Origin of the sequence: Methanosarcina sp., from assembly GCF_028693135.1 — an archaeon.
Classification (GTDB): Archaea; Halobacteriota; Methanosarcinia; order Methanosarcinales; family Methanosarcinaceae; genus Methanosarcina.
The window spans coordinates 21,296-33,099 of the sequence record NZ_JAQUVZ010000011.1 but is presented as its reverse complement, the minus strand read 5'-3'; the positions used below and the strand labels follow the sequence as shown (position 1 = coordinate 33,099).

The 11,804-nt window shown below is 41.6% G+C and carries 12 protein-coding genes; 6 read left to right on the top strand and 6 right to left on the bottom strand.

All coding sequences use genetic code 11. The features are described from left to right. Positions 1–100: 100 nt before the first annotated feature. Positions 101–1,948 carry a glycine--tRNA ligase gene (glyS, locus tag PHF18_RS07415; protein WP_300100525.1) on the bottom strand — a complete coding sequence of 616 codons (1,848 nt, stop codon included), beginning with the start codon at positions 1,946–1,948 and terminating at the stop codon, positions 101–103. A gap of 487 nt (positions 1,949–2,435) precedes the next feature. On the opposite strand from glyS, the gene PHF18_RS07410 reads away from it, so the two are divergent. From PHF18_RS07410 to PHF18_RS07395, 4 genes are all read left to right on the top strand, one after another. Then, positions 2,436–3,977, top strand: a complete 1,542-nt coding sequence (locus PHF18_RS07410) for a pentapeptide repeat-containing protein (protein WP_300100523.1) — start codon at positions 2,436–2,438, stop codon at positions 3,975–3,977. 49 nt (positions 3,978–4,026) lie between these two features. Continuing rightward, positions 4,027–4,173, top strand: coding sequence for a hypothetical protein (locus tag PHF18_RS07405; protein ID WP_300100520.1), 147 nt, complete (start codon positions 4,027–4,029; stop codon positions 4,171–4,173). Between the two features lie 125 nt (positions 4,174–4,298). Then, positions 4,299–4,610, top strand: coding sequence for a nucleotidyltransferase family protein (locus PHF18_RS07400; RefSeq protein ID WP_048130051.1), 312 nt, complete (start codon positions 4,299–4,301; stop codon positions 4,608–4,610). Next, complete coding sequence (locus PHF18_RS07395; RefSeq protein WP_300100513.1) at positions 4,598–5,020, top strand: HI0074 family nucleotidyltransferase substrate-binding subunit; 423 nt, start codon at positions 4,598–4,600, stop codon at positions 5,018–5,020. The genes PHF18_RS07400 and PHF18_RS07395 overlap by 13 nt, the downstream gene beginning before the upstream one ends. Before the next feature lie 43 nt (positions 5,021–5,063). Here PHF18_RS07395 and PHF18_RS07390 read toward each other — a convergent pair whose 3' ends face one another. From PHF18_RS07390 to PHF18_RS07380, 3 genes are all read right to left on the bottom strand, one after another. Further along, positions 5,064–6,035 carry a PA14 domain-containing protein gene (locus tag PHF18_RS07390; protein ID WP_300100510.1) on the bottom strand — a complete coding sequence of 324 codons (972 nt, stop codon included), beginning with the start codon at positions 6,033–6,035 and terminating at the stop codon, positions 5,064–5,066. A 291-nt stretch (positions 6,036–6,326) separates the two neighbouring features. Continuing rightward, complete coding sequence (locus PHF18_RS07385) at positions 6,327–7,121, bottom strand: CPBP family intramembrane glutamic endopeptidase (protein ID WP_300100507.1); 795 nt, start codon at positions 7,119–7,121, stop codon at positions 6,327–6,329. 501 nt (positions 7,122–7,622) lie between these two features. After that, complete coding sequence (locus tag PHF18_RS07380; protein WP_300100504.1) at positions 7,623–8,207, bottom strand: acetate uptake transporter; 585 nt, start codon at positions 8,205–8,207, stop codon at positions 7,623–7,625. Positions 8,208–8,686: 479 nt separating this feature from the next. Between PHF18_RS07380 and surE the strand changes: the two genes are divergently transcribed. After that, a complete protein-coding gene (gene surE / locus PHF18_RS07375) occupies positions 8,687–9,490 on the top strand; it encodes a 5'/3'-nucleotidase SurE (protein ID WP_300100501.1) in 804 nt (267 codons plus the stop codon). Between the two features lie 216 nt (positions 9,491–9,706). Here surE and PHF18_RS07370 read toward each other — a convergent pair whose 3' ends face one another. Continuing rightward, complete coding sequence (locus tag PHF18_RS07370; protein WP_300100498.1) at positions 9,707–9,859, bottom strand: hypothetical protein; 153 nt, start codon at positions 9,857–9,859, stop codon at positions 9,707–9,709. A 91-nt stretch (positions 9,860–9,950) separates the two neighbouring features. After that, positions 9,951–10,967 carry a GTP 3',8-cyclase MoaA gene (gene moaA, locus PHF18_RS07365; RefSeq protein ID WP_300100495.1) on the bottom strand — a complete coding sequence of 339 codons (1,017 nt, stop codon included), beginning with the start codon at positions 10,965–10,967 and terminating at the stop codon, positions 9,951–9,953. Positions 10,968–11,486: 519 nt separating this feature from the next. Between moaA and PHF18_RS07360 the strand changes: the two genes are divergently transcribed. Beyond that, a partial coding sequence (locus PHF18_RS07360) for a hypothetical protein (protein ID WP_300100492.1) occupies positions 11,487–11,804 on the top strand: 318 nt, incomplete at its 3' end.

Below are 11,804 nucleotides of genomic sequence, written 5' to 3'. Positions count from 1 at the left end.
TTAATCTGTAATAAAAAATAAAAGTTTTGCTGCAGGACTTTTAACCCGCAGCTCAGGAATTGCAGAATTGCAGAATTGCAGAATTGCAGTATCCTTTATTTTAAAAGTTAAAGGGCTTGCCTGCGGATTCGAAGCTTCTGCCTCTGTAGATCAGTTCGTAGAGCACGTTTTCAATCCCTTCGATCGGGGCCCGGACCTGGCGCATGGCGTCCCTGTCCCTTATGGTTACAGTCCCATCTTCAAGGGTATCGTAGTCCACAGTAACTGAGTAAGGAGTCCCGATTTCATCGTTTCTCCTGTAGCGTCGCCCGATGGTCCCTGAGTCGTCATAATTGACAAGCAGGCTCTTTTCCCTGAGTTTTGCAATGATCTTTTTTGCCGGGTCTGCAAGCTCTTTACGGGTCATGAGTGGAAGGACTGCGACCTGTACCGGGGCAACTGCGCTTGGGAAGTGCATTACAAGGCGGGCTTCCTCTTCGCCTTCTCCTTCATTTTCACCCTTTTCTACTTCGGGTCCTTTTTCTATATCTTCTGTCTTTTCTGCTTCTCCTGCGCCTTTAAGTCCGGAATCGGCTGCCTTCTGAGCAACGTTTTCTTCGTCAAAGGCATGCTCCATTACACCGTAAAAGATCCTGTCAATACCATAGGAAGGCTCGATCACATGAGGAATGACGTTTTCTCCGCTGACTTTTACGGTCTCCTCCGCAAAGTCCACCACGTCTGAGCTAACAGTCAGTTCTTCCCCATCCACGGTGATTTTGATTTGATCTTTTGAGAGTGAGAGTTCTTCTTCTGAAAGCTGTTTTAAGGCTTCTGCAACGGCTTTTGCTTTGCCCTTGAAGAGGGGGCCGAGTTTGCCCATATTTGGTTTTACGACAAAGCGGGTAACCATTTTAGGCTCATCGTATTCCACATAAACGTCAAGCTCGGTCTTGCTGACCCTTGCATGGGCTTTGAGGTCATAGTCCGTCCTGTCTGCAATTCCCACAATCTCTACCCAGCCAAAGCGTTCCGTCTCTATCTCGGCATCCCAGCAGTCGATTGCATAGTGTGCCATCTCGTCTTTCAGGTGCTGTCTAAACCTGAGCCTTGCAGGGTCGATACCTACCTTTGTCAGGAACTCATTTGTGAGTGCGATGTTGTAGCCGAGAACCTCATGAGCAATGACTCCAGCCTTTACAGCCTCCCGCACGGTCATCCTGAAAGATTCACCCTGCTGCTGTGCCTCCTGCGAATAAAGCATAAGTTCCCTGTCCGCAAAACGCTCAAAGTTGGGGTGTTTCTTATTCCTGGGGTCAACAAAGATCTCACACTCAGCCTGGGTGAATTCCCTGAGCCTTATTACGCCCTGCCTTGGCGCGATCTCGTTCCTGTAAGACTTGCCGATCTGCACTGCTCCAAAAGGCAGCTTATCCCTGTAGAAGCGGGACAGCCTCTGGAAGTCCACAAACATCCCCTGCGCTGTTTCCGGCCTGAGGTAACCCTGCCTTCCGGTACCGGGTCCGATTGTGGTCTTGAACATCAGGTTAAACTCGTAGGCGTCGTTGAATTCTCCGCCGCATTCGGGGCAGGTGATTCCCTTTTCCTTTATGACCTGTGTGAGCTGTTCTGCACTCAGGGTCCCTGCCGCACTCATTACGTTTTCCACAAGGTGGTCAGCCCTGAATGCCTCTCCGCATTTTTTGCACTCGCAAAGGGGGTCCGAAAAGCCTCCAACGTGCCCGGATGCGACAAAAACATCTTCAATCCCTATTGTCGGGCATTCGATTTCCATATGCCCTTCCTGGATGACGTAAAACTCTCTCCAGGTCTGCTCAATTCGCCTCTTTAACGTGCTCCCGAGAGGCCCGTAATCATAAAACCCACGGCTTCCGCCATACAGCTCAAAAGAGTTCCACAAAAAGCCGCGGCGCTTTGCCAGCTCGAATACCTTCTCGTACTTGTCCATTTTATAATTCCTCGTAATATTGATCGGGGGATATAGGGTAATTGTAAATTCTTGATTTGTTAGAAATAATAGATGGATAAAGGGAATCATTATATTAAATTTGCACTGCTCTGAGGCGGGTTGGGGGTTCTAAAGGTGATTGTGGAGGGTGGGAGATAAATAATACTATCTGTGGGAAAGTCAAGATCGAAATTTTCGACAATTTTTTGAATTTCAACATGATAGGCTGTCTCAAAGCTCAACCCATTTCTACAATTGGATAATGAGTAATAATGAGTTTAAATTCAAACAGAGAATTATTCTGAAATTCAGATGTTAATTAACCTTGAAATAGAATATTTTAGCCCAATTATAGAATCAAATGTAGTTTTGATACAGCCTGATGAGATCATTTCATAAAATTTAATAGGTACTATATCAAAAGGCATGATAATGGGACGTCGAAGACAACTTTTTTGTGTTTTTTTCATTTTTAGTACTCATTTCCATGTCAATGGTCAGTCTGGCAGCTGAATATAGAGAAATCCAGGCAAGTGAAATTTTAAAACAAATAGAGAATGGAGAAGATGTAAATCTTACAGACTGCCGCATAATTGGAGAATTTAATTTAAATGATATTAATTTTGAAACTGTGCCAAATCCAAAGTATTATGAGTATTTGAACAAAGGAGTGAGTGAAGAAGATTTGAAACCAACCCGTATAAATAAAAATTTAAAAGTTGTTAAGAGTAACATTACAATATATAATTCAACTTTTGAAAATAAGCTTGATTTCTCAAATTCTCTATTTAAAAAATCGATATCCTTCACTAAAGTAAATTGCAAATCCTTTGCTAATTTTGCAGGTGCTAATTTTGGAAATAAAGCTTCCTTTAAATATACTGTTTTTGGAAATGCAGGTGCGAATTTAGGAAATAAAGTTTCCTTTAAAGGTCTTGTTTTTGGAAATATAGCTGTTTTTTGTGGTGCTACTTTTGGAGATGATACTAACTTTCAGGGTGCTACTTTTGGAGACGGTACTAACTTTGAAATTGCTACTTTTGGGAATCATACTAATTTTGGAGGTGCTAATTTTGGTGATTCTGTATCATGTCAGTTGGCTACTTTTGGAGACAGTACTAACTTTCTGGGTGTTACTTTTGGTGATAAAATAGACTTTCTTGGTGCTAATTTTGGAAATGGTACTTTGTTCTTTGGTGCAACGTTTACAAATAATACTTTCTTCAGTATGGCTACTTTTAAAGACCATACTAATTTTGGAGGTGCTACTTTCGGTGATAATACTGTCTTCACTCTTACCACTTTTGGAAATTATACCTTATTTGCCCCTATCTTAGATTATATTCATGTTGTGCCGTCAAACTCTCCTTTTCGAGAGATCACCACTTTTGGCAAATATACCTCCTTTGAGGGTTCCACTTTTGGTTATGGCACTTCCTTCTCGGGAGCAACTTTTACTGATACTGTTGATTTTTCAGGCACTAAATTCAACAGTGTTTCATTAAACGGTACTGATTTCAAAGAAATGAAGGTTAATTGGGATTCCCTTGAGAGTTCGCTTGTCTTTGATGGACCAATTTATGTAAAATTAATACAAAACTTCCGAAACCTTGAGCAGTTTGAAGATGCTGATGCTGCATATTATAAGTACCGAAGTGAAAGTCAAGCACTGAAGCCTTGGTTTTCGTTTTCGAAATTGGGGGATATATTTATGTGCCTTACATGCGGGTATGGTGTGAAACCACTTAATACGTTACTCGCAGGTGCTGGAGTAGTTTTATTGTATTCTCTGTTTTATTGGAAACGGAATGGAATTTCTCGATCCACCAAAAATAATAAGATGTCAAATCAAAAGGCAACTTTTTCAGAAGCCTTTTATTTCAGTATGATTACCTTTACCACCTTTGGGAACAATGATTGGTATCCAAAAGATAACTTCAGAAAATGGACTATGCTTGAACGACTTTTGGGTTGGCTGACTCTAAGTTTGTTTTTGGTTACTTTAACCAGAGTGATGATTAGGCCGTGATTGTAGGGAGTTCAGATACTTTTAAGGAAATAAACATCAAGAAATATTAATGCAAAACCTGAACCTCAAACTCGAACTCACAACAAAATCCCTGACCTCTCTCCGCGAAATCCTCTCCGAACCTTACTCCCCAATTATCTGTGAGCCACTCTGCTCAGATTCCAGCGCAGCGTCGAAATCTTCTGGAAGCTCCTGAAAGACTATCTCTGTGTCCATGAGGGATTTGTCTGCGAGTCGCTTATGTACATTCTGAGTTGGACTTGAAAATTGTCTGTGACTAACATTAAATTCAAGTATTGAAAACCCTTAAATGAATACTAGATGAGCAATCTTTCCCCTATCTATCAAAAAAGCATTAAGGATCTGAAATTCCTTGTTTTTGAAACTTTAAAAGAAGAAAATGTTATTGTCGTACTTTTCGGTTCCAGGGCAAGGGGGGATTTTAGTCGGGTCTCTGATATAGACATTGGGATCATTCCCGGGAAACATTTTGACCGGAGAAAATTGGTTTTCTTAAAAGAAAGAATTGAGGACCTTAATATTCCATATACAGTTGATGTTGTAGATCTTTCCCGGGTTTCGGAAGTTTTTAAAAACAAAGCGCTAAGAGAAGGGGTCGTATGGACACGTTAAAGCTCAGGATCGAATACGCCGAAAAAGCACTCAGAACTTTAAAAGCTATCACAGAAGAACCTTTTTCAGTAATAGTTAGGGATGCGGCTATCCAGAGGTTTGAATATACTTCTGAGGTCTTCTGGAAGGTCGTTAAGGGCTACCTTGATATTCAAGAAGGAATCATCTGCAACTCTCCCAAGTCCTGTTTCAAGGAAGCTTTCAAGGTTGGCCTTCTTTCTGAAGAGGAAACCGTCAAAATTCTTGAAATGGTGGATGACAGAAATCTCACATCTCACACTTACCATGAGGACGTCGCGGAAGAAATCTATCGCAAAATAAAGGATTACTGGAAACTGATGGATGAGGTTTGCAGGCGGGTTGTTGAAAAAATAGAGCTGGATTTTCCGGGGAGCCCGGCAGAAAAATAAAAATAAAGTTGTAATAATCTGAGCGGGCTGTCTTTATTCCGGGTTACATGGAAGAAACCTCGTGGTAAAAGTTCTCAACAAAACATCTTGAAAAGGACTCTGAAGTCCATTCAAGGCGCAGGATTGAGGTTCCCGCATATTCTTTCATTTCAACTCTTATCTGATGATAACCGGCAGGGAGAGATAAGGTACCTGTATTTGTGGTTTTGGAGTGTCTTACTGAAGAGCTCGATTCCGTAATGACCGGATTGCCGTCAATATAAAGCTGCGCCCAATCATCTGAAGTCAGATAAAATGTATAGCTGGAGTCCTGTTCGATTTTAATTAAACCTTCATAAACGACGCTGAAACTATCTGTTGTAGCCAGGATCCCATAAGGCCAGTTTTCGATATCTGTGCCATAAAGACTGGCGGATGCATATGTATTTTCTGCAAGCTTCAGCCTTGAATCCGTATGGTTAATCGCAGTGCCACTAAAACTTACACCTTGATAGTAGTAACCAGTAATTCCTGACTGGTATTCTACTGCTGGTTCAGACTGGTTTATTGTTTCTGGCTCATATCCTTCCGTAAACCTTATTTCCTGGGTAAAAATTGGTTTTTGGGTTCCAAGGTCAATAACTTTAACAGTGGCGGCATCTTCTGCCTTTGTAGGAACCGAATTTCCTTCTCTGTCCTTCAGGGGCAGCAGTTTATTCTCACCTGCCCTAAAAGATCCAAGAGTTGACACATTAAGGAGATAATTTTTTTCGGCAACATTCAGAATTACCGACGTTCTTGAATTATCAAACTCGATAACATCTCCCCCATTATGGTCGATTTTCAAGGTAGTGTTGTTATATTCACTTACTCTGAGGTTTGCAAGCGGGGCTGGAGTTAATTTCTCTTCATTCTCTCCTCCTAATAACGAAACAGCAAGGGCAGCTCCAATAAGAATAACAATTAAAAGCATCAGAACAGTCCCTATCACCGGGGAAAGTCCATCTCTGTTTTTTAGCAGGTTCTCAGGTTTCATATCCACCTTTTCTATAATAACAGATTATATATTTTTCAAATATAATTATATACTTTTCTACTTTTTTAATCCTTCCTACCACTAAGAAGTCATCACTAAGAAGTTCTCAGAATGAATTAACAGGACAACTCTATTGGCAGATTGGAATAAAGATAAAAATTAAGTTGTAAAAATCCGGCTGGATTCGTGTCTTGGTTCTAAAAAAAGAGGGTTATTTCTCTGTTTTTTGTTTTTTCAGGGGTTTTGCGCTCTGGTCGTGCTGAGGTGTGAGACATGACCGGTTTGAGACAGCTATTGAAGCTGCCTCGTTTTCCATTTTGCTTTCCATAATAGTGCAATTCCTAAAATAGTAAGAATTAGCATTTGCCAGTTTTGTGAAAGCGGGCCTAAACCAACCGACCCTTCAAGGGTATCACGGACTTCATCAAATGCGGCGTGATACACAGTCGCTACAGCTAAACTTTGCGTGCTTGACCAGATGTAGGCAAATACAACTGCGTGCATAACTGTCGGTATTAAACTGATAAGCATAACAAGTGGCACTGAAACCAGAGGATTACCCGTCATTTTCAGTCCCATCACAACTAAAACTGGCAGGTGCCAGACCCAGGTGATAAAGCCATGCAAAAGTAGTGCGCGGCGGGTACTGTATCGAGCAAATAAGCGGGGCAGCAAATATCCACGCCAACCGAACTCTTCCCCAAAAGCCGGAATAAGCGTGATTGTAAAGCTAAGTAAAAACCCAGCCAGAATAGTTGCGGGGCTTACTTCTTGAGGAGCTTTATATATTCCCAACAGCTGTTCAATTACTCTCGGGAAAACCCACAAAAATAATGCCAGTATAAAAGCATATACACAATGCCTGGGTCTGCCCCATTGCCAACCGGCATTTTCAAACCCATCCCTGAATACAAACTTGCCGGCAATATAACTGCCGACAGCAACCATGATCATTGATACTAAAAGGAGAGGTTTGAAGGCTTCCCCTAAAAATGGGTAGGCAATCTGAAAAGGCCATGAAAGAGCAAAGATAATTAGCAAATAGACTTTTAATGAAAAGGGACGGGCAAAGGTTCCGTTTTTCATGAAAATAATGTTTTGAATTGTGATAAATACTTTTTGAAAGCTCGATCTCTGCGTCAGGTGTGCATTACAATACGGGTGTGCTCTACTGAAACTCGTATCCGTAGAAATGGGAGTTTTGCTTCAAGCATGGCTTCAAAACACCTGAGGGAGAAATAATCTTAATAGGGTGGCTCAAGCGCCCTTCTTAATATCCCACCTGTTTCAAAAAACCTCAGGTTAAAAAAGCTAATCGGAATTCAAATAACCGGTTAATAGCCAGAAAAGGAAGCATTCTCAAATCAAAAAGAAATATTCTCAGATCAAAAAGAAGCATTTTCAAATCAAAAAGCAGAATCTCAGATTAAAAAGAACCAGGGCTCAGCAAATACTAAACAAACAGCCCTGTGATTTATTTTTTGCTTCGGTACTTGTGCCGTTGCATTTTTTTGTTCTTATTTTTGTTCTTAATTTTATGCTCTTGTTTAATTTCTTTTCCTTTGTCACCTTTTAGGCTTTCTATCATCAGATAGGAACAACTTTCCTTCCGTATGCGTCATTAAGCACTTCTCCAAGGCCGGTGTACAGGGCTGCAAGACCCATGATAAGTCCATCATAACCGGCTATGACGAGCAGGCCTGCGTTTCCCGTGGCGTTTACGATAGCCAGGAGGATGAACAGCAGGAAGAGGGTCACGAATACGAACATTATGGCTTTACTGCCTAGTTTCAGGGTAGCTATGAGCATAACGAAGGTGTAAACTCCCCAGAGGAAGAGGTAGGATGCAAGCGATATGGGAGTCGGGGCTTCAACCCAGCCAATTGCAGGCATGAGTATAAGACCTGCAAGGGAGAACCAGAACAGTCCGAATGCGCAAAATGCGGTGCCTCCAAAAACACTTCCTTTTTTCCAGGCCATTAAGCCTGCAAAGACCTGGGCAAAACCTCCAAGGAAAATTGCCATGGCCACAATCATCGAATCAACAGGGAAAAGTCCTATATAACTGAGGCTAAGGAGAACTGCCGAAAGACCGAGCCCCGTAAATCCCAAAGGGGTCGGATTTGCGGTCTTGTCCTTTATATCTGTTACCATTTCCTGTGCTTCTACCATCAATACCACTCCCCGGATTTCTCCGGAATTTTAATGGAAATTCCATTCTTTTTCTTCATACCGTTTTGATACAGATTTAATTTGAATAAGGTTTGATTGAATACGGGTTGAATGAAATGTTTGATTGAATACGGGTTGAATGAATACGGTTTATTGCTGATTCTGAAACCTGATTTTTTAATTCGAACGTTAATATAATAAACATCAACAGTACTGAAAGACCCTGTAAAGGATCTTTTGATTCGCGAATACGATGAAAAGAAAAACAATTAGGGACAGTGCCCTTTCTTATTCCTTTTGTTATTCCTTTTGAGTCGGAACCTTCCGGTTTGTTCCACCTCCGAAGACATATTATTCTAAAATATATTGCTCCGTATATATTATTCTTATTTTTATAATATTCTTGACATATAATATTTTTCTTCCGGCTTTTCATTCCATGAAGCCTTTTCCATTAATTTTAAATCATCCTGAAACTTATGGGAAAACAGATGACCCCAAAAATTCTTGTTACCAATGATGACGGTGTTTATTCCACAGGCCTGAAAGCGGCTTTTGATAGCGTTTCAGACCTGGGGGAAGTTACAATTTCGGCTCCTGCTGTCCAGCAGAGTGGGGTCGGACGTTCGATTTCTATCTTTGAGCCTCTCCGGATTACAAAAACCGACGTTGGAGGCATACCTGCTTATGCCGTGGGCGGGACTCCAACGGATTCTGTAATTCTGGGCATCTTTACCATTCTCAAGCAAATGCCAGACCTGGTGCTCTCGGGCTTTAACATTGGAGAGAATATCAGCACGGATACGATCACCACCTCCGGGACTATCGGAGGAGCCCTTGAAGCTGCAAGCTATGGCGTTCCGGCAATTGCCGCTTCCATGCAGGTGCTTGACGAAGGGCAGAAATTCGACGATCCCAGGGACTACCACAGGGAACGCTTCGAAGCCGGAATCAAAATCGTAAACAGAGTGGCTCGAAACGTCCTCAGGTACGGCATGCCCGAAAATGTGGATCTCCTGAACATTAATATTCCCTATCACGCTGAAGAAGATACTCCGATAGAGATAACCCGCCTTGCGAGGAAGGTCTTTAAAACTGACGTGGAAGAGCGGCGTGACCCCCGGGGCAGGCCTTATTATTGGATTGCAGGGGACCTTATCCGCGAAGAAGAGGAAGGGACTGATGTGCACGCAATCATGCAGAAAGGGTACGTTTCAATAACTCCGATCTCCCTGGACTCGACGGCAAGAATAGAATTTTCGGAGATCGAAAAATATCTCTGAGCCTTTGAGCCCTTAATAGTCTCTGAAATAGAAGGACAGGCTCACTGAAAAAAGAATAAAATAACTTTCAAAAAAGTAGGAGAAGATCTTTCCGGTGAAAATACTGGTTTTTCCCATCTCAGCCGGGAACCCTGTTTTTTCTTTTATTTTCTTCTTTTTCCCCGGTTTGTTTTTTGTTTCATTCTTTTTTCCGTTTTTTCCGTTTTGTTTTTTGTTTTATTCTTTTTCTATTTTTATGGAAATTTCCTTCCATTCGTCGTCAATGGTGTGGAGTGACTCAACCATCGCTTTGATCACGTTTCCTAAGATTTTCTGGATAAACTCGTTCGTGGGAATTTTTCTGTCATCTACTAAAAGTTCTACTTTCACTTTTTCTCCTCCTTATTTTCCAGGGTTTCCTTCTTTTCTTTCATAAAACTTCAGCAGGAAACCCCTGAGTCTTTAGCTCAGGGGTAGTTGACTACTTTTTTATGTCTTCTTTTGTTTTTTTCCTTATTTCGATTTCTATTGTAGGAGTACAGTAAGGTTTCCTCCGGCTTACTGCAAGCCTGAGTAGTTTTTCGATCTCTTCGGAGCTCTTTGCTTCCCGGGCATCAACAAGGTTATCGTGTACAAGCAGGCAGGGTTTTAACTTTCCATCGGCTGTGATCCTGAGCCTGCTGCAGTGGGCGCAGAACTCTGAATTGTCCATTGGCCGCACAAATTCTACTTCCACCCCGTCGATAATATACTTTTTCCGGTGGTGCAGGTGCCGGACTCTTACCTCGCTTGCCCGTTCATCAAGGCTTTTTTCAAGGGCTTTTGAGTCAATAGTATACTTTGAAAGTTGAGGGTCAATATCCATGAGTTCGATCAACTGGAGGATGACTTTACCTTTATAAGGCCGGATAAAGTCCATCATTGCATCGATCTCATTGTCGTTTATACCTTTCAGGAGCACCATATTCAGCTTTACCGGTGTCAGTCCAGCTTCAACTGCGCTGTCGATGCCTTTTATGACCTTCTCAAGAGAGCCCTTGGGGGCTCTGGTAATCGCTTCATACTTTTCGGGAACAAGGGAATCCAGGCTCACATTTATCCTGTCCAGGCCCGCAGCTTTCAGGGTTTTTGCACGCTTTTCAAGCAGGATGCCGTTTGTGGTTGCCGAGACTTCTTGAAGGGGGGGGAGACAGGCAAGGATTTCTTCAAAGTCTTTTCTGAAAAGAGGTTCCCCTCCCGAGAACTTCACTTTGCGGACTCCTAATTTCGCTGCTTCCCGGACAATCCCACCGATCAGTTCCGGGCTCATCTCGTGCCCTACGGGGCCACAGGTGCAACAGTCTGCTCCTTCGTTATGGCAATACATACAGGAAAGGTTACACCTTTCGGTAATGGATATGCGGAGCCCGGTTACTTTGCGTCCGTAAGGGTCAACCAGGATTTCTTTTTCTTTTTTTTCCGGAAGCAGGGAATTTTTCCCTGAATTGTTGTCCTTCATATTTCTCTGGCGTATTTATATTATCGAGGTAATAATATTTTTTGGTAGAATTCTAATTTGATCATCTAGAATTATCAAAAGTGCAATGATCAAAAGTATAATGGCTAAAAAGAATATCTAATAGCGATATGTTTCATCTGCTATAATACATAATTGTAGCTAATATAAATTGGTAGCGCATATTCACTTAAGGCTAATGTTCATGGGGCCGATGCTAATATCCCTCCAATTTTTCTCAAATCAGCAATCAATTGACATCAATCAATTAACATAATAGATTTGAGAATTAGAGTCCACTGGTTAAAACATGGGAACCTGGGGAAAGAGATATTCTAAAAAATAGCGCGCTGTATATTGAATTCGAATTATTATTACATAATTATCCAAAAATCAGGTAAATCTGCGATTTTAAAAATATTGGAAAAATTATCGGCAAAATAGTGTATTCAATGGTTTCATTTTAACTTTTTGTGCGGAGAGTGTGTAACTCTCCGGCACATAAGTTATTTTTTTGGCCAATTGACTCTACTCATTCACTGGTCTTGTATAATATTCTCAGGACTTCCCTGTCCTGATATTCACTGTTCACAGTTTTCATTTTCTGTAGTTGCTGGGGCTTCTGGAGCTTTTGGTGCAGCATCTTCACAGTTTTTATTTTCTGTAGTTGCTGGAGCTTCTGGAGCTTTTGGTGCAGCATCTTCACAGTTTTTATTTTCTGTAGTTGCTGGGGCTTCTGGAGCTTTTGGTGCAGCATCTTCACAGTTTTTATTTTCTGTAGTTGCTGGAGCTTCTGGAGCTTTTGGTGCAGCATCTTCACAGTTTTTATTTTCTGTAGTT